General features: G+C 68.6%; 12 protein-coding genes, 1 other RNA gene and 1 pseudogene. 3 read left to right on the top strand and 11 right to left on the bottom strand.

Annotation, left to right across the window (positions count from 1 at the left end):
• Positions 1-60: 60 nt before the first annotated feature.
• From ACCQ03_RS07615 to ACCQ03_RS07605, 3 genes are all read left to right on the top strand, one after another.
• Positions 61-1044: a LysR family transcriptional regulator gene (locus ACCQ03_RS07615; RefSeq protein WP_150146060.1), complete on the top strand. Its 984-nt coding sequence runs from the start codon at positions 61-63 to the stop codon at positions 1042-1044.
• A gap of 8 nt (positions 1045-1052) precedes the next feature.
• A complete protein-coding gene (gene tssA / locus ACCQ03_RS07610; protein ID WP_057679012.1) occupies positions 1053-2081 on the top strand; it encodes a type VI secretion system protein TssA in 1029 nt (342 codons plus the stop codon).
• Positions 2082-2141: 60 nt separating this feature from the next.
• A non-coding RNA gene (locus ACCQ03_RS07605) (sX9 sRNA) lies at positions 2142-2217 on the top strand.
• Positions 2218-2253: 36 nt separating this feature from the next.
• Here the strand turns inward: ACCQ03_RS07605 and ACCQ03_RS07600 are convergent.
• The 11 genes and pseudogenes from ACCQ03_RS07600 to ACCQ03_RS07550 form a co-directional block, all read right to left on the bottom strand.
• Positions 2254-2580 carry a hypothetical protein gene (locus ACCQ03_RS07600; RefSeq protein ID WP_057679006.1) on the bottom strand — a complete coding sequence of 109 codons (327 nt, stop codon included), beginning with the start codon at positions 2578-2580 and terminating at the stop codon, positions 2254-2256.
• Entirely contained in the window at positions 2577-5480 is a 2904-nt protein-coding gene (locus ACCQ03_RS07595; RefSeq protein WP_057679005.1) for a bifunctional serine/threonine-protein kinase/formylglycine-generating enzyme family protein, read from the bottom strand. The genes ACCQ03_RS07600 and ACCQ03_RS07595 overlap by 4 nt, the downstream gene beginning before the upstream one ends.
• A complete protein-coding gene (locus ACCQ03_RS07590) occupies positions 5477-6199 on the bottom strand; it encodes a PP2C family protein-serine/threonine phosphatase (RefSeq protein ID WP_150146058.1) in 723 nt (240 codons plus the stop codon). The genes ACCQ03_RS07595 and ACCQ03_RS07590 overlap by 4 nt, the downstream gene beginning before the upstream one ends.
• The gene (gene tagF, locus ACCQ03_RS07585; protein ID WP_150146055.1) at positions 6196-6846 is read right to left on the bottom strand and encodes a type VI secretion system-associated protein TagF; all 651 of its coding nucleotides are present in this window, start codon (positions 6844-6846) and stop codon (positions 6196-6198) included. Before tagF ends, ACCQ03_RS07590 begins: the two co-directional genes overlap by 4 nt.
• Positions 6843-10301 (bottom strand): annotated as a pseudogene (tssM, locus tag ACCQ03_RS07580) (type VI secretion system membrane subunit TssM). The gene tagF and the pseudogene tssM overlap by 4 nt, the downstream one beginning before the upstream one ends.
• A gap of 3 nt (positions 10302-10304) precedes the next feature.
• Complete coding sequence (icmH, locus tag ACCQ03_RS07575) at positions 10305-11618, bottom strand: type IVB secretion system protein IcmH/DotU (protein WP_209226980.1); 1314 nt, start codon at positions 11616-11618, stop codon at positions 10305-10307.
• A 1-nt stretch (position 11619) separates the two neighbouring features.
• Entirely contained in the window at positions 11620-12957 is a 1338-nt protein-coding gene (tssK, locus tag ACCQ03_RS07570) for a type VI secretion system baseplate subunit TssK (RefSeq protein WP_209226974.1), read from the bottom strand.
• Positions 12954-14369: a type VI secretion system-associated FHA domain protein TagH gene (gene tagH / locus ACCQ03_RS07565; RefSeq protein WP_209226968.1), complete on the bottom strand. Its 1416-nt coding sequence runs from the start codon at positions 14367-14369 to the stop codon at positions 12954-12956. Before tagH ends, tssK begins: the two co-directional genes overlap by 4 nt.
• Positions 14366-14905 (bottom strand): DUF6931 family protein, encoded by a 540-nt coding sequence (locus tag ACCQ03_RS07560; RefSeq protein WP_057678998.1) that lies wholly within the window; start codon positions 14903-14905, stop codon positions 14366-14368. Before ACCQ03_RS07560 ends, tagH begins: the two co-directional genes overlap by 4 nt.
• An 8-nt stretch (positions 14906-14913) precedes the next feature.
• Positions 14914-16851 carry a type VI secretion system Vgr family protein gene (locus tag ACCQ03_RS07555; RefSeq protein WP_209226962.1) on the bottom strand — a complete coding sequence of 646 codons (1938 nt, stop codon included), beginning with the start codon at positions 16849-16851 and terminating at the stop codon, positions 14914-14916.
• 175 nt (positions 16852-17026) lie between these two features.
• The gene (locus ACCQ03_RS07550; protein ID WP_170922394.1) at positions 17027-17596 is read right to left on the bottom strand and encodes a toll/interleukin-1 receptor domain-containing protein; all 570 of its coding nucleotides are present in this window, start codon (positions 17594-17596) and stop codon (positions 17027-17029) included.
• Between the last annotated feature and the right edge of the window lie 88 nt (positions 17597-17684).

The raw sequence follows: 17684 nt of genomic DNA, 5'->3' as shown, positions 1-17684 counted from the left end.
AGCGTAGCGGATGCCCAGGCGCAGTAGGCCGTCTGGTTCCCACTATGAGCGATCCATTACATGAATATCCGACCAAGCGACTTACCTCTTCTGGTGTCCCTCGACGCCCTGCTCGAGCTGAAGAACGTCACCCACGCGGCGCAGCGATTGCACATGAGCCAACCGGCACTGTCTTCGCAACTGGCGCGGTTGCGCGTCCTGTTCAAGGATCCCTTGCTGATGCCCTCGGACACCGGTCGCGGCATGGTGGCCACGCCGCGTGCGGATCAACTGGCCTCGCCACTGCGCGAAGCCATCGGCAAGTTGAGCCTGCTCGGCAAGGACAGCGCGTTCGATCCGTCGATGTCTTCGGCGAGTTTCCGCATTGCCGCCGCCGCCGATGCGATCGGCACGCTGGGTGCGGGGTTGGCGGGATTGATCCAGGCCCAGGGCAATCCGAAGATGCGCCTGGAGTTCGTGCATGTGGGTGCCGACACGCACCTGGACGCGTTCGAAAGCGGCGAGCTGGATCTGCTGATCGATCATGCGCAAGCGGTTCCTGCCGCGCTGCGCCTGTGCCGCTTGCGCGACGAACGCTACGTGCTGGTGCAGCGCCGTGGCCACCCGCGCGGGACCGCAGCGCTCAGCGCGGCGAGCTACAGCCGCCTGTCGCATGTGCAGGTGGCACACGCACAAGCCTGCAACCTCGCCATCGATGCGCAACTGCGGCAACTGGGCCACGCCCGACAGATCGCGGTGACCGTGTCGCAGTGCGCGACTGCGCGCGACATCGTGCTTGGCACCGACATGGTTGCCACGGTGCCGGCAACGCTTGCAGCAGAAAGCGGGTATGCACCGCTGGACTGCTTCGAACTGCCCTTCCCGCTGCCGGACATGGCACTGGCAATGGCCTGGCACCGACGCAACGATGGCCATGCCGCACATCGCTGGTTGCGCGAACGCGTGCTGGAACTGCTGGCTCCAGAAGTACCGGCCGCACCGGCAGCGCCCCCCGCATCGCGACGCACCGCCAGCCGCGGCGATCTCGTGCTGTCGGTCTCGTGAGCGGCGCCATGCCGATCGACAGCGAACAACTGCTGCAGCCGGTCGACGACCAGGCGCCCTCCGGTCCGAACCTGGAATACACGCCGGAGTTCCAGAGCCTGGAAGAGCTGGCGCGCCCGCGTCAGGAACGCGCGCTGGGCGCGGGCGTGCTGGTGCCCGAGGCGCCGGAATGGCGTCAGGTCGCCGACAGCGCCGAACAGTTGTTGCTGCGCTCCAAGGACTTGCGACTGGGGATCTTGCTGAGCATCGCCCGCCTGCACCAGGACGGCCTGGTGGGCTGGTCCGGCAGCGTTCGCCTGCTCCGGCAACTGCTGGAGCGATTCTGGGACGATGTCCATCCTCGTCTGGATGCCGATGAGGACAACGACCCGACCGAACGCGTCAACGCCATCGCGGCGCTGGCCGACAGCGAGCGCACGCTGACGCAGCTGCGCAATGTGCGCCTGTTCAAGGGACTGCATGCCGGGCATTTTTCGCTGCGCGATCTGCGTATCGTGCAGGGCACGCTCAAGCGCGCTGCGGACGACCCCGGCGAGGCGCCGGAGCCGGGCGCCATCGATGCCTGCCTGCGCGACTGTCCACTGGACGCGCTATTGGATCTGGATGCGGCCTTGGCCGCTGCGCAGGACGATATCGCCGCGGTTGCCGGCCTGTTTGCCGAGCGCACCCCGGGATATGGACCGGAGCTGGCGCCGTTGACGCACGACCTGGGCGAGTTGCGCGGATTCTTGCGACCTTACGTGTCCGAACGGTCGGGCTCTGCGGCCGCAGCGACCGACGACGCAGCGCCGAGCGCCGACAACCTCAGTGCGTCGGCGCCACGGGCGCAGACGCTGGAGCATCCGGAAGACGTTCGCCGCATGCTCGACCAGCTCTGCGACTACTACGCCCGGCGCGAGCCTTCCAGCCCGATACCGTTGCTGTTGCGGCGCGCGCAACGCCTGGTCGGCCTGGATTTTGCCGCATTGATGCGCGATCTCGCGCCGCGCGGGATCGACGAGTTGCAGGTGGTGTCAGGCCAGGACCATTCCGATTAGAGCAGCCAGCAAAACGACGGCGCAGCCGCCAGGCAGGCGCGGCCGGTACCCGGAATCGGCATATAGCCCTCGCACACTCCGTTTCCGATGTGCCGTCCACGCTCACCTGGCCGCTGCTCGCGACGTTGTGTCAGCCGCTCTCAGTCTGCGTTGCCGGCCTGCACGGCCGGCATCACAACGCGGCGATGCCATGCCAGTACACCCAGGCCGCGCCGAGCAGCATGACCGCCGCCCAGACCCGTAGTGTCCACGAGCGCAAGGCTGCCTGCAGGGCAGTCGGCGGCCGACGATCACGTCGCACCGTCACCACCGGGGTTGGCAAGTCGAGCGGCGTTGCGACGCGTCGCCGGCGCGCGGTTGGCGCGCCGGCGCAGCGCACGATCGATTGCAGCAGTTGCAGGCGACGGCGTCGGTATTCGGCCGGATCCAGGCGCCGCTCCGCCTGCGCGGCGTTCAAGTCCTGCAGGACCAGGTTGGCCTGGGTTTCCCAGTCGTTCATTCCACGTCTCTCACCAGACGCGCACCGATCCCGCGCGCGGCCTCGCCGTTGGAGCTCACCGTGCCGGGACCGGCACAGGCAGCAACGCCGCGCTGGCTGCCACGCACGGCCACGCCCTCGCCTTGCTGGACCCACTCGGCGATGCCGCCGGCCATGTCGAGCAGCCCCCAGCTGTTGGACACCGTCGCTGCGCAGCCGTCCTCGCCGGCACGCGCCGCGCGCAGCCACTCGGCATCGCGTGGCAGGCGATACGTACGGCCGCTGGCGCGGCTCAGCCAGGCAGCGTAGTCGCCGATCAGGGCAACGCTGACCTTGTCCACAGGCGCCGACTTGCGGGTCCAGCGCGACACACGACAGCGCTGCGTATCGGCGCAGAACAGCGCAAAGTCGGCCACGCTGATCTCCCGCCGCATCATCGCCAGCGCACGTCCAGGCTTGGGCAACACCACCAGCTCCGGGCCGCGGCCGTGCTTGCCCAGCGTGTCGCTGCAGGTGGCCGCGCCGCCGGACGGAGCGGAGATGCGGCAGGGGTCGTCCGGCGTGGCCGGTGGTGCAGGCACGGCCGCGACCGGCTCCAGTTTCGGCAGCAGTGTCGCCGTATAGGACGCGCGTTGCCGGCCGGCCTTGGCGACATCGCTCTGGAAGGCCCGGAAGCCATCGGCGTCCTGTGCCTGCAGCGCCGTCCTGCGCTCGCGCAGACGCTGCAGCACGGCCGGCGCAGGCAGCGCGGTGCCGAGTTGCTCCAGCTCCATCGCGAACTGGTAGCGCGCCAACGCCTGGCGCAGGCGTGGCGCGTCCTGTGCGTCCAGTCCTTGCCCGACGACGGCGCTGGCGTCTTTCCAGCGTCCTTCGCGGCACAGACCGCGGGCAAGCCCCAGATAGGCATCGGTCAGCCGTTGTGCGCCCTCGCTGCGCAGGAAGGGATGGCCCGGGCTGCTGGCCGCGATCTGCGCCAGTTGATTCTTCACCTTGGCGACATCGTTGGCGGCTGCTGCGGTGCGCACCGATTCGATGCGCGTGGCGATCTGCGCGGCAAGCTGGGCTTGCGCATCGTCCAGCAGCGGCGGCGGCGGGACAGACGGCGCGGCGGACGCGGTGACGCTCGCCGCGTCGAGCTCGTGTGCGCACTCCTGCAGCTGCGTGGAGTGCGGGAACACGCGGCGCCCGGTCTCCAGCCAGCGGTGCGCTGCATCGATGTGGCCCGCGCTGAGCGCATCGGCGCATCCGCGGCGGTAACGCAATTCGAGTTCGGCATGACGCAGCAGGCCACTGTCCGGTGCCAGGCGGCGCACGCGGTCGAGCAGCGCCACCACGTTGCCGGGTTGATCTTCGAACAGCGCACCGGCGGCGATCGCGCCAGTCAGCGCGGTGTCCAGACCATTGAGCAGCCCATCGCGCTCCTGCTCCATGGCACTGCGGCGCGCCTCCAGGCGTGGCGAAAACAGCTTCCACTGGTCGCGCAAGCTCAGGATGCGCTGCGCGCCCACATAGTCTTCGCGGCCGCGTGCCGGCTGCCAATAGTGATCCAGTCGCCTCAGCAGGAACGCCTCGATGGTGCTGCTGCGGTCGAGGATCAGGCGCCGGCGGTCGTCTTCTCCAAGCGCCCATAGTGCCGCGCGTGCATGCGCTTCGTGGGTGAAGCGGTTCGGTGCTTGCGGCGAGAAGCGCTCAAGCACGCCGGCCACCTTCTCCCGCTGCGCATGCACCTGCAGCCACATCGCCGCACCGGCGCCGCCAGCCAGCAACAGCACGCCCGCCAGCAGGTACGGCATGACGCGCTCGCTGCGGCTGCGGGGTCGCAGTTGCTCCAGCAAGGCCGTCATCGTCGGTCGTGCGGTGGCCGCAAAGGCCAGGCTGCTGCGCAGTGCGCGGTTCTGCCGGCGGCTCAGCGTCGGCAACGGCGCCACGCGCAGCTGCTGCGCCTGCGCCTGCGTCGCCGATTGCTTGGCAAAGGGATGACGGCCGGACAGCAGCTCGTACACCACGCAACCGAACGCGTAGACGTCGTCGGCGAACGCCGGCTCGTCGCCGCGCAACATTTCCATGCTGGCATAGGCAGGGGTCAGCGCGCCCAGGGTGGCGGCGTCAAATAGCGTGTGGTCATCGCCGGATTCGGCGCCGGCCAGTTTCGCGGCGCGGGCGATACCGAAGTCGAACACCTTGGCAACATTTCCTGTGCCGACCATGATGTTGCCGGGCTTGAAATCCGAATGCACGATGCCAGCCGCATGCGCGCGTTGCAGTGCGCGCCCCATGCCCTCGATCAGCGGCCAAGCCTCGTCCAGCGGCATGCCCTCGCCCAGCCGGCTGCGGATCAGCCCGCGCAGGTCGTCGCCCTCGATGTACTCCATCGTCATGAACACGATGGCGCCGTCCTTGTCGAAGTCGTACACCCGCACGATATGGTCGTGTGCCAGGCTCTGCGCGCGACGCGATTCGCGCTGCAGCGCGATCAGCGAATCCGGATGACGGCGAAAGTCGTCGTTGAGCACTTTCACCGCGATATAGGGATGGCGATCGCGTGCCTCGACCTTGCGCTCGTCGCGCGCCAGATAGACCACGCCCATGCCGCCGCGGCCGATTTCGCGCACCAATAAAAAGCGCGCCTTGAGCACCATCCCCACGCCCACCTGGGCCTCGCCCTGCAACTGCGCCACCCGCCGCCAGCTCGACGCGCCGGCACTGTCGTCGGTGTGCAGTGGCAGGTTGACCCGGGTCGCCGCATCGGCCGACGCCTGCGCAGCGCGCTGCTCGGTGAGCGGCGCAATCCGGGTGGCATCGTCGTCAGCAGCCGGCGGGTGTGGCGGCGTATCGGCGAGGTCGCGGGCAGGTCGTACGCGGGTACGGTCGTCATCCGGCGGCGAGGTGCGGCCGGTCGTGTCGTGATCGCGGGTGGTCATGGCGTGGCATTCCGTGGGGCCAGGCGCAAGGCCACGGCCGAAACGTTGTCGCGCCCGGCACGGCCGAGCGCGGTATCGAACAGGCGTGCCACCAGCGCGGCGGGCTGACGCTCGCGCCGGCAATGGGCGGCGATCTCTTCGTCGCTGAGTTCCTTGTTGATTCCATCCGAGCACAGCAGGTAGTGCTGGCCCGGCCGGCGCGCGCGCACCATCCAATCCACGTACAGCGCATCGTCGGCGCCGATCGCGCGGGTGAGAGCGCCGCCAGCAGGCTGCGCCCGACCAACCTGGGTCAGCTCGTCCTTGTCGCCGGCCACGTGGTCGCGGGTCAGCAACTGCAGCCGGCCTTCCTCGAAGGCATAGGCGCGGCTATCGCCCACCCAGCCGCACATCAGCAGGTCGTGGTCGTGCACCAGCACCACCACGGTGCTGGCGATCACGTCCACGCGCCGCGCGCGCGCCAATGCACGCAGTTGTTGGTTGACCTGGCTCAGTTGCACATCGATGGCATCGACGAAGCTGGCGAGGTCGCCGTCGCGCCGCAACGCGGCCAGCGCATCGACGACCATGCGACTGGCGAGGTCGCCGGCGCTGTGGCCGCCCAGTCCATCGGCCACCGCCCACAGACCGAGATCGTCGCGCAGCAGGATCGCATCCTCGTTCTGGCGCCTGACATTGCCTTGCTCGGTACGACCGGCGGACTCGTAGCAGGCACTCATTGCAGTGCATCTGCACCGCATGCGCTCGGTCTCTGCAAGGAGCCAAGCAGGACGCGTGCATGGCAAGCCGCAGGCCAGCCGGCGAGCTGAATCCACGCACCCGGCGCAGCTGCTGTCATGGCGGTCCACCACAGGCTGCTGCCAGCGGTGGTGGGGGCGGCAAGCAGCGGCGCAGCCAACGGCGCTGCCGGGTTGCGCACGTGCTGGGCGAGCGCCATGCACGCGTGATCCAACCAGGTGCCATCCTGCTGTCGCTCTGCACCGACGTCGCACAACACCGTATCGGCGGCATCCAGCCATGCAGGGAGATGCAGATGGGTCGGCATGGCGACACCCGTCATGCCATCGGCATCACCTGCAGGCAGCGGCGCGGCGATGACCAAGGGGAAAGCGCGACCGACGCGATCGACGCTCGCGCGCATCGCCCCGGCCCAGGCGAGCGTGCCAGCGAGGCCAGGCGGCAGCACGAAACGCCAGACGGCTGGGCGGTATTCGGGTGCAGTGATCGCTGCCCCGGCAGCAGACAGCAAGCCTTGCATTGCTGCGTGCCATGGCTCGACAAAGGTTTCCGGCAAGCGCCGATGCACGAAATCGCCGACTGCAGGCAGCTTGCCGTAGAAGCCCGGCGGGCCTTGCATGGCGCTCATGGGCAGCTGAACCGCTGCACGGCCGACGCCGCAAACGGATGTCGCAGGCTGGCCGGCTGTACGTCCATGCGCACTGCGGCGCCGCCGAGTGCGACGCTGGCGGTGTAGTCCAGATCGCCGCTGCGGCGCAGACGCCCAGCCTGCAGCGCCCGAAACCAGGCCCAGGGACCGCGGTATTCGAGCACCGGCAATGCCTGTCCGCTGGCGTCCCATGCTGCCAGACGCACCAGACCCGGCGTTGGGCCGGGCCAGGTCATCTGCTGGGTGGCGCGCGCACCATCGCGCACTTCCAGGGTTTGCCCATCCACCTCCAGTTGCAGTCGGCTGATCGCCGCTTGCGGCGGAATCGAGACGGTGAAGGCGACCTGCGGCTGCGCGCCGCCGCCAGCGAAGAACGCTTGCTTGATCTCGTCGGCCAGTTGCGCGCGCTCCAGCACGTCGTCGGCACCCACCGCCGCCATGCCTGCGTTCCACTGCCAGCGACGCCCGCTGGTATCGACCTTGCCAAGCAAGGCCTGCTGCGCGAACCGATCCATGCGCCCGCCCGGCCCAAACAGTTCGGCGAAGTCGCGCAACGGGATGTCGTTGCTGCTAGCCGGCACGAACGGAAAGCGCCCGCTCACCAACAGCGCGCACTCGCGCCCGGCCGCCTGCCGTTGCGCATTGCGCAGTGCCTCGCCTGCAGTGCTGGCGGTCAATTCCCGACCACGGCCGGACAGGGCCGCCATCCAGTTGCCCAGTGGCGGCGGGAGTTGTTCGGCCTGTTGTGCGGCGATCAGCAAGGCCGGGTCGTTCTGATCGGCAGCGACGCCCGCAGCGGCTCCCAACAAGGTGCGGCTCATCTGGGTCAGCGCGGCCAGGGTTTCGTCCAATGGGCTGGCGCCCGGCCCGCCATCAAGCAGGCGATTGAGCGGCTCGAAATGGCGTTCGATCGGTTCGGCCGCCAGGTCGGGCTCGGCCGCAGCAGGCGTCTCTGCGGCAGCTGCGCCGTTGGCACCTGCTTTCGCCGGTGGCGTGCGTCCCAGTGCGTGGGTGTGCTCGCGCAGCAACACCAGCAACGCCTTCAATGGCGATGCCGGTCCGCCCAGCTTGGCGGCCACCGCACTGGCCTGCCCGGTCTGCGTGACCGGCCGCAGCACCAGATCGGCCAGCAGGCCGTCCCAGGCGGCGATGTAATCGCGCTGATACAGCGCCAACACCTGGCGTTCCAGTTACGAGCGCGCCAGCGGATCCAGCGGTGCCGTGCCCAACACCCAATCGTCGGCAAGAAACTGCTCCACGCCACGCGCAATGCCACCGCCGGTTTGCGCCTGAAACGCCTGGCGGGTGAACAGCGGCGGCAGCGGCGCGGACAACGGCAGGCCACTGCGACGTTCGAAGACATCGCCCAGCAGACCCAGGCGGCGGTCCAGGCGGGGCACCTGAGCCGGATCGACGCCGGGTTGCGTCAGCTTGAGGCCACCGTAGACCAATGCCGGCAGTTCGGCGGTACGCAAGCTCGCCCGTGTCTGCTCGATCTGCTGCCGATCCAACGGAAGCGCGCGCGCGCCGTCGACCGGGCCCAACAAGGCGCGCAGGTGCCGGTTCAACCCCGCACGCACTGACGCATCGGCGGGAAACACCTGCCGCCAGACCGTACCTGCGAGCGTGGCCAGATGCATCACATTACGGCGGGCCGGGTCGCCCAGCATCAGGTAGCCCTTCAACAGCGGATACAAACGTTGCGGATCGTTGCTGGACTGCTCCAGCGTGCGTCGCAGCGACTGCGCCAATGCCGGCAGCAACGCGCCGTTGAGGTCGCGCAGATACGCCTCCTGCACATCGCGCGCCAAGGCGGTGCTCTGATGCAGCCCGAAACGTTGCGACCATGGGATCGACTCACCCGGCGGCAGCGCCACATCGCGCGCGCGCGCCAGCGCGTCGAACCGCTGCAAGGCCTTGGAATAGAACGCGGCCTCGCCGGCATCGGCAGGCAGCGGACCGGCGGGATAGGCATCGAGTGCGTCGCGCACCTCGCCGATCAGGCGCACGTTGCGGGTGTAGCTGCCGGCCATGCCCGACAGCACGCCCAGCGTGGCGGCCGTCAACACGGCCCAGCAGGCCAGCTGCAGCAACCGACGGCGCTGCGCGCTGCCGGGTTGACTGCCGGCCAGGCCCGCCTCGGCGAACACCACCTCCTTCAACAGGCGTGGCAGGAAATAACTCCGTGGGGCGCTGACCGCGGGCGGCAGCCCGGCAGCGGCGACGCCGAAGTGTCGCGCCACCGCCGAGATGACGCGATCGATCGGATGGCCTTGCTGCGTGCCCGAGCTCAGATAGACACCACGCAGCCACGGCTGGCCGGCGTACCCATGGCGGCCGAATGCGGTCTGCACGAACTCCATCAGCGCCGGCTGCAGCAACCGCAGCTGCTGCGGGAAGGACAGCACCGCGGCACGCTCACGGGTATCGCGCGCCCGATGCAGGCGCTCCAGCACGCGCCGATCGATCCGCTCCAGCAGGCGTTCGAGCTCGGTAGGAAACAGCGTCAACGGATCGGTCTCACCGGCGGCATGCGCCTGCGGGAACGACAGTCCCCACACCTGGGCGCGCCCGGCCGCATCCAGGTCGGCGAAGAACTCGGCGAATCCCGACACCAGATCGCATTTGGTCACGACCAGGTAGACCGGCACGCGTGCGCGTAGTTTGTCGACCAGTTCGTCCAGCCGGTGACGGACTGCGCGCGCATGCGACAGACCGGCATCGCCATCAAGTTCCAGCAGCTCGGCGACGCTCACGGTGACGATGACGCCGTTCAAGGGCTGCCGGCGGTGCCTGCGCAGCAAATCGAGGAAGCCGTGCCAGGCACCGGCATCGGCGATCGCGTCCGAATCCTGGGTGGTATAGCGCCCGGCGCTGTCGAGGAACACCGCCTGGTCGGCGAACCACCAGTCGCAGTTGCGCGTGCCGCCGACGCCTTCCAGCGCAGCGTGGTTGCCCTGTTCCTTGAGTGGGAACTCCAGGCCCGAGGCCTGCAGCAAGGTGCTCTTGCCGGAGCCGGGCGCGCCGATCAGCAGATACCAGGGCAACACGTGCAGGCCAGGACCGTTGCGACGGCGACGGCGCAACACGGCCATCGCCTCGGCGAAGCGCGCACGCAGGCGTGCCTGCTCTTGTGCGGCACGCGCGCGGCTGTCGTTGCCGCTGGCGTCCTCGGCGTTTACGCCCTGCCCGACCAGTTCGCCGGCCATGCGCTGCTGTTTGGCGTTCTCGCGGCGCCAGCGCAGATAGCGCCACCCCGCCCATGCGAGCAGCAGCACGGCCACGGCAAGCAAGCGCCCGCTCACGCTGGCGAATGGCTGCGAGCGGCCCAGGCTGAGATAGGGCCCGCCGACCCAGACGAGGATGGCCAGCAGACCGAGGACGGCAGCGCTTGCGACGTAGCGGGCGCGCAGGAAATCGAGCACAAAGCGCATGGGTCAGGTCTCGGGAATCAACAGGATCTCGACGCGCCGATTGCGCGCACGGTTGCCGGGCAATTGCGGCGGTAGCGCGATGGGCTGGGAATCGCCGGCGCCGCTGGTCTGGACGCGGCGCGGATCGCGCAAGCCGGCTGCCAACACCGCGCCCACGCTCTCGGCGCGGCGGGCCGACAACGCAAAGTTGTCCTTGAAGCGCAGCGAACGCACCGGTTGGTCGTCGGTATGCCCCACCACCACCACCCGCCCCGGCACCTGCTCCAGCGCTGAGGCGACGCGTTCGAGCAAACGGGTCTGGTCGGCATCCAGATCCGCGCTACCGCTGGGGAACATGGACTCGCTGGCCAGGCGCACGGTGCTGCGACCATCGCCCTCGGTCTGGACGCTCAGCAATCCTGCACGTTGTTCGGCCGCCAGCAGCGGTGCCAGCGCCGCTGTGGTCGCCGGCCTGGCCGCCGGGATCGGCAACGCCACCCGATCCAGGCCGATACGCGCCAGCTGCGCGCTGATCGGTGCGGTCAGCGTATTGAGCCGTGCATGCAACCACACGAACGCCAGCAGCACGATGCATAGCGAGGCCAACGTCGCAATCCACAGCGGCGTGGCCGCCGCATTGCGCAGCAACGGTGCCTGCGCGCCCTGCCAATTCGGCGACAGCTCGCCGGGCACTGGCAGACGCTGGCGCTGGATGAGTTGGTACAGCTCGGCCTGGCGGTCGGCCAGGCGCGCGCGTCCGCCCTGCTCCACCCGATAGCGACCGCCAAACTCCAGCGCCAGTGCCAGATACAGCAGCTCCAACAGGTCCAGGTGCCGCGCCGGATCGCGTGCCAGCCGATCGAGCAAATCGAAGACCTTGGCGCCACCATAGGTTTCGCCATGAAAGGTGACCAGCAAGGTGCGCTGCGACCAGCCGCTGCCCTCGCCCCAGGGCGCGGCCAGCACCGCTTCGTCCAGCAACGTGCACAGCACATAGCGCGCGGCGATGCCGGTCTTGTCGTCGATGCCCTGTTGCCGCAACTCCTGCTGGAAGCGCTGCATGCGCGTGCTGCAATTCTCGCGCAAGGTGGCGATGTCCGGCGTCTGCGTGGAGTGTCGCAACTGCACCGCCAGCAACAGCAGCGGCGTGGCCGTACACACCACCGCATTGCCCTGCATGGCGCCGGGCGCCGCACGCATGGCGGCGTCCAGATCGGGCGGTGGTGCCGTCCGCGTCGCAGCTGGGCGTGGCGGCATCGATGCGGTGGAGCGCGGCGCCGGAGTCGCGCTGCGGACCACGGTGGCATCGTCGTCGTGCTGGTCGACTGTCTTGCTCATCTCAATTCCTCACCGCCCACAGTTCGAGTTCCAGGCCTGGAAAGCCGCTTCCGAAATGCAGCGCCACGCCACCGGAGGTGCGCAGGGTCTTCCACAGCGACGACTGCCGATCGAGTTCGAAGTAGGCGCAGCCGGCGTGATACGGCACCTGCCGCGGCGCCATCGCCAGCGCGGTCACGGCCACGCCGGGCAATTGCAGGTTCACCAGGTCGCGGATCTTCTCCACCGGGCCGATCTTCGACTCGGTGGGCAGCCGCTTGCGCAGGTCTTCGGCGCGCAGATCCGCCTTGACTGCCAGCACGAAGGCTGCCGAGTCCAACAAGGCCGGATCGGGCACCATGCCCACCCACACGCCGTACTTGCGTTGTTGCAAGGGCACCGAGATCGCCGACTGTTCGAGCACCGCGCTCAGGCTTTCGCGCAGGGACAGCACCACCGGCTCGAAGCTAGCCTGCAGTGCCTCGTGTGCATACGGAGGAAACGGCCCGCTGCGTTTGCTGGCGCGGGTGAAGGTGGCCAGCTCGCCGGCCATCGCCAGCAGCGCGCAGTACAGCGCTTCGGGATGCTCCAGCGGTGCGCTTGCCCAATGCGCCACCAGCGGTTGATAGCGATTGATCACCTGCAGCATCAGCACGTCGGCGATCTCTGCCACGCCGCCACGGTCGCTGCCGGCCACGCGTTCGGCCAGTGCCTGGCCGCGTTGGTGCAACAGCCCGAGCAACTCGGCTAGCAGTGTGGACAGGCGCGCCGCGCCTTCGATGCGGCTGGCGGTCGGGATGAAGGCATCATCGAGAATTACCCGCCGATCGGGGCGGCACTCGACGATGCGCGCCATCGGCACCTCCACCAGTCCCTCGCCCGGTTCGGACTGCAGGCGCAGGCGACTGGCCAGCACGCCCACTTCCAGCAGCACCGTGCCGGCGATGCTGCCGGACGCATCGCCGACTTCCGCCTCGCCCACGCGATACCGGGCCAGCCGGCTGCCATCGCCATCGGGCCAGGCGCTATCGGGTTGGGCGGTTGCGCGCAGCGGCAACGCCAGGCTCACCACCTGGTCTCGGCAGTTGGCCGGTACATCCAACGCCGGCGGCGCCGGATCGCGGTCGGGAATGGAGAACGGCGTGCTATCGGGAAAGCAGCCACGGGCGCGCCGGATGCCGAGCTTGCCGATGGCAAGCAGTTCCGGCTCCAGCTCCAATTGGCTGAATCCCCACGCATGCGGACGCAATGCACCGGCCTGCAGTTCCATGTAGCGCTCGAGATAGCGCTCCTGTTGTTGCATGTGCTGCGGGCGCAGGAACAAGCCCTCGCTCCAGATCACCTTGTTGTAGGGAGTCATGCTCGATCGCCGTGTGCGGGTTGGGCCTGCGCCTTGGCGCGGGCCAGCTGTTGTTCGTAGGCGCGGGCGAACTCCTCGCCGAACAGGCGGCGGAAGCGCTCGTCCGGGTCGCTGAGCAGTTCGCGGTAGTGCTGCGCGTAGCGTTTCCAGGGGCGATTGCCCCAGGCGCGCAGCGCCGAGTGGCCGGCACCTGCGTCCTCGAACCGTGCCGGGTCGAACTGGGCGAACACGTGCTCGAAGGCCGCACGCATGCCGGCCAGCAAGGCCAACTGGTGACGCCCGATGTCCTCCATCGCCTCGTCGATGGCGGCCGTGCCGGTCAGATACCCCGGACTCGACGGCGCCAACAGGCGGGCGACCGCCTCGTCCGCGGTGGCGGCGAACTTGAGCGGGTTGTTCTCGGTACGCTGGATCAGCGTGACCGGCAGCCGCAGGCTGTTCTTCAGCTCGGCGCGCGCACGCAACACATCCATCAGGCCAGCGGTCATGGCGGCGAACAGCACAGGCAGTTCGGCCGCGCCTGGCGTCGGGGCGACGGCTGGCTGCACCGTGGCCGGGACCGCCGCGGTCACCGACGCCGCGGCGCCGCGCGGTGCCGAGACCGGGGTTGGCACTGGCGCGGGCGCGGGCGCTGGTGTCTGCGTCTGGGTCTGCGTCGGTGTTGGCGCCGTTGCGGCATTGGCCACGGGCACGGACGGCAGCGGCGTTTGCATGCCTGCGACCGGATCTGCAACCGGCGGCAGCGCAAATTCGCTGCGCGTCAGATCCCAGTGCTCCGGCAACACCACACCCGCGGCAGCCGGCACGGCCACGGGGGCACGGTAGGCGTCAGCGGTTGCCGGCGCATGCCCCAACCCGAACGCTGCAGCATCGCCCTGGCTGCCGGCCAGCGTGAACGAAGTGGCGAACAGGGCGAGCGGGTCGGTGTCGGCGGCCCGCGTCGACGCTGGCCCAAGCTCGGCAAAGACATCGCGCTCGCGCTCCAGCGGTGGTTGCCAGGATTGCTGCGGCGGCGGCGCTACCGATAGCGTCCACGGTTCGGCGTGATTCCAGGTCTGCGTGGCGGCGGGGACCTCGGTAACGCCCGCGGCCGACACCGCCACATCGATCTCGAAGGCATCGATACGCAAGGCGTCGCCGGCGTGCAGCGGCACCGGAAAGCCGGCACGCAACGGCACACCGTTATGCAACACACCATTGGTGCTGTGGTCCTCGATGAAATAAACCCCATCGAGATGGCGCACGCTGGCATGCAGGCGCGACACGCCCTCGCCGTCGAGCACCCAGTCGCAGGAGGCATCGCGGCCGATGCGCCCGCCCTCTGCAGCGAAGCTGGCCTGCGGCCGGGCGCTGCCCGACAGCGCTTGGCCGTCGCGAACCGTCAGCGTCAGCCTGGGCGACGCCGCGTTCATGGCGCACGCTCGCGCACACGCAGTCCCGACAGCAGACGTGCCGCATCTTCGCTCCAGCGCACCAACTGCTCCTCGAAGGTCGCAGGCTCGCGTCCAGCCAGGTGCAGCAACGCCGCCACTGCCGCCGCTGCGGTCAGGTGGTCGGCCACGGGCGGACCGTCCTCGTCGCTCAGGCTGCCATCGCTCCAGGCCGCGGCCGCCGCCAGCCAGGCGCCGACCGATTGGTAGTCGTCGTCAGCGGCGAATGCGCGTGCGCTCTCGCGCTGTGTCGGGCCCGGCTGCTGCACCCACGCCTGCGCCAACCGCAGGCCTTCGCTGTCGTGGCCGCTGAGCGTTTGCGCGCGCATGCACTGGCACAACCACGCCACTGCATACGGCCTGGGCAACAAGCGCAATGCCAACGGCAACGCGTCCTGGGCAAGCCCGCGCGCCAGCAATTCGCGCACGGCAGTCTCCGGCGCCATCTCCGGCACCAGGGCGGCGTGCGCGGAGGGAGAGAGCCGCATCTGCCGCGCGGCGGGAAGGATCTGCAACATGGCGGTCCTCAGGCGATGATGGGCGGAGTGCCCTTGAGCACGGCCGGACCGGACGACTGCAATAGCAGCGCCGCATTGGCACGCGCGGTGGTCACGGCGTTGGATTGCAACAGCACCGCGGCGTTGGAGCGCAGGGTCAAGTTGGCCATCGCGCTGACATCGACACTGACCCCGCCCTGGATGCCGACGCTGACGCGTCCATCGAGCGTGAGCCGGGTGCCGCTGAGCACGATCTCGCCGCTGGCCTTCAGCTGCAGGCGGGCCACGCCTGTCACCAGCTCGATCTCGCTGCCGGCCTGGATGCGCAGCGCCTTGCCCACGTCCAAACGGTCGTTGCCGCCAACGCTGTGGCTGCGTTCGCGTTTGACCTCGGCGGTCTCGTTGCGGTCGACGGTGACGAAATGGTCGTTCTCCACTTCGTGGCGCAGATCGCGCTGCGCATGCAGCAGCAGCTCCTCGTTGCCCTTCTTGTCGTCGAAACGGATTTCGTTGTAGTCCTCGGTGCCGCCCAACAGGCTGCGGCTCTTCACTCCGCTGCGGGTGCGGTGCTCGGGCAGCGCATACGGCGGCATCTGGTCGGCGTTGTAGACGCTGCCGATGATCAGCGGGCGATCCGGATTGCCTTCCAGAAAGCTCACCACCACCTCCTGGCCAACACGCGGAATATGCTGCGCGCCCCAGCGTTTGCCCGCCCATGCCTGCGCTACGCGCACCGGACACGAACAGTCGGCGTTCGGCGTGCCCGGCGGGCTCCAGAAGAAATTTACCTGGATGCGGCCGTGTTGGTCGACCGCGATGTCTTCCGGCGTCTTGCCATCGACCACCGCGGTCTGCAAGCCGGCGATGCTGGGACGCGGTATGGTCTGCGGGGTGCGGAACGGCTGTCGGCTGCGCAGCGCACGGAAGGTGGAGGCGAACGGCTCGGCGACCGTCTCGCCACCGGAGACGTAGTCCACTTCGACCAGTTCGGTGTCCGCGCTGGTCACCAGGTATTCCTGGTTGTGCTCGGCCAGCGGGAAGTCGCGCAGCTTGAACAATGCGCCGACCTGCAGGCCGCAGGCATCGGTCCAGCCCAGGTACTGCGCCTGCGCCACGTTGAGCGCTTCGGCGCGCACCTGTGCATGTCGGCGGCCAGCCGCGACATCGAGATGCTCGCCTGGGTAATCGAACACCTCCAGCTCGCCCAACGCCGGCCCGGAGGACTCGGCCGGGGGCTCGTCCACCCGCAGCGAGGCCTTGGGCTTGAGATAGTCGTAGTCGTCCAACCGCACGCGCGTGCTGTGCGCGCTGCGCGCCAGCGACCAGTCGGTGATCGCGTCCTTCATCCGGCTGCCCTTCTGCCCGGGCGGGCAGTACGGAATCTGCGCGAAAAGCGCCACCGCCTCGTGGCCGCCGAGGCTGTCGGCCAGCACCAGCGTGTGCGTGCTGGCGCTGTGCTCGAAGTAGTAATAGATGCCTTCCTGCTCCATCAGCCGGCTGACGAAATCCAGCCCGCTCTCGCGGTATTGCACGCAATATTCGCGTGGCCGGTAGCTCGCGCTCAGGCGCAGCTTGACGTCGGTGCAGCCAACGTCGGCCAGCAATGCGCGCACCAGCTCCGGTACGCTCTTGTTCTTGTAGATGCGGCAATCGCGGCGCTGCCCGAGCAGCCATAGCCTAGGCACCAGCGAGAACGCATAAGTGGCGTAGCGCAAGCCCTCGATCTGTTCGAAACCCGTCTGCTCGGCCTCGGCGACGATGCCGTGGTAATGCCGCACATAGCCCTGCGGCGAGGTGATCTTGATCGCCATCGGCCTGCCCAGCAGAGCACGCAGGTCGATCGCCACATCGCGGCTGATCCCATGCAAGGCGAACGCATAAGGGCGCCCCAATTCTTCGTGCGCGCTCATTCGCACAAAGCGCAGCGTCTTGCCTAGCGGTGACTGCAGGGTAATGGCATGGGCCATGGTCAGGCTCCCGGAGTGGTCTTGCGGCACGTAGGCGCGGGGATCGATGGCATGCGATGACTGTGCCGGCCGCGCTGGAGTGCGGGAAATCGAAAATCGCGATGCCACACATGCCGGCGACGAGTAGGTCTTTCCGCCCACGCCATGGCATCGCCTCAACGCCCGGCATGCCCTCTCAACGGATCAGCTGCTGGATCTGGGCGAGCACCCGCGCATAGTCCGTGCTCGACAGGATGTAATCCCCGTTGTCCCATGCCAGTCCGCAGCGACCGCCGTCGGTCTTGGCGACCGGCATCCGGGTCACACCATCGCCACAACTCCCGGGCAACGTGCATGCATCGGTGGTGAATTCCAATATCAGCCCGCGCAGCGGTCGCTCTGCAGGACGCCCTGCCTTCTGGCCGACGAACTGATCCCATTCCTGCCGGCACCACTGGCTGTCCCTGAACTCGTCCGTGTAGCAAAACAGCATCAACTGCGCCTGGCGCATCGCCGCCTGGTAGAGCGCATTCCAGTCCTCGCGCATCGCCCCGATCGGCAGTGCGCCGGTCGGCGAACGCATATGCGCACGGGTATCGGGGGCAACCTTGGCACGATCGTCGATGGACCGCGACACGATCGAATCGACATACACCGCATCGATGTCGTACAGGCCAAGGCTCTTCATCAACTCGCTGCGCAGCCAGTGCATGAAGGTCGAGCCATGGTTGGCCATGGCGAAGCTGGTGAGGATCCTGCAGCTCATGCGCTTACCTCCGGGAAGAGCCGCTCACGCCGACGCCGACTAGCCGGCACGGGTCAGCGGCGTGATGACGCAGATGGAACTGCGCAAG

Origin of the sequence: Xanthomonas sp. NCPPB 3569 (assembly GCF_041475645.2) — a bacterium.
GTDB classification, from domain to species: domain Bacteria; phylum Pseudomonadota; class Gammaproteobacteria; order Xanthomonadales; family Xanthomonadaceae; genus Xanthomonas; species Xanthomonas phaseoli.
Note: the sequence above shows the minus strand (reverse complement) of the source record. Positions and strands in the feature narration are given on the sequence as shown.

Coding starts and splice junctions, on each gene's coding strand:
- tagF (WP_150146055.1), bottom strand. CDS start 6,846: ATGAGCGCCATGCAAGGCCCGCCGGGCTTCTACGGCAAGCTGCCTGCA.
- ACCQ03_RS07595 (WP_057679005.1), bottom strand. CDS start 5,480: ATGACCACCCGCGATCACGACACGACCGGCCGCACCTCGCCGCCGGAT.
- tssA (WP_057679012.1), top strand. CDS start 1,053: ATGCCGATCGACAGCGAACAACTGCTGCAGCCGGTCGACGACCAGGCG.
- ACCQ03_RS07600 (WP_057679006.1), bottom strand. CDS start 2,580: ATGAACGACTGGGAAACCCAGGCCAACCTGGTCCTGCAGGACTTGAAC.
- ACCQ03_RS07560 (WP_057678998.1), bottom strand. CDS start 14,905: ATGTTGCAGATCCTTCCCGCCGCGCGGCAGATGCGGCTCTCTCCCTCC.
- icmH (WP_209226980.1), bottom strand. CDS start 11,618: ATGAGCAAGACAGTCGACCAGCACGACGACGATGCCACCGTGGTCCGC.
- ACCQ03_RS07555 (WP_209226962.1), bottom strand. CDS start 16,851: ATGGCCCATGCCATTACCCTGCAGTCACCGCTAGGCAAGACGCTGCGC.
- tssK (WP_209226974.1), bottom strand. CDS start 12,957: ATGACTCCCTACAACAAGGTGATCTGGAGCGAGGGCTTGTTCCTGCGC.
- ACCQ03_RS07615 (WP_150146060.1), top strand. CDS start 61: ATGAATATCCGACCAAGCGACTTACCTCTTCTGGTGTCCCTCGACGCC.
- tagH (WP_209226968.1), bottom strand. CDS start 14,369: ATGAACGCGGCGTCGCCCAGGCTGACGCTGACGGTTCGCGACGGCCAA.
- ACCQ03_RS07590 (WP_150146058.1), bottom strand. CDS start 6,199: ATGAGTGCCTGCTACGAGTCCGCCGGTCGTACCGAGCAAGGCAATGTC.
- ACCQ03_RS07550 (WP_170922394.1), bottom strand. CDS start 17,596: ATGAGCTGCAGGATCCTCACCAGCTTCGCCATGGCCAACCATGGCTCG.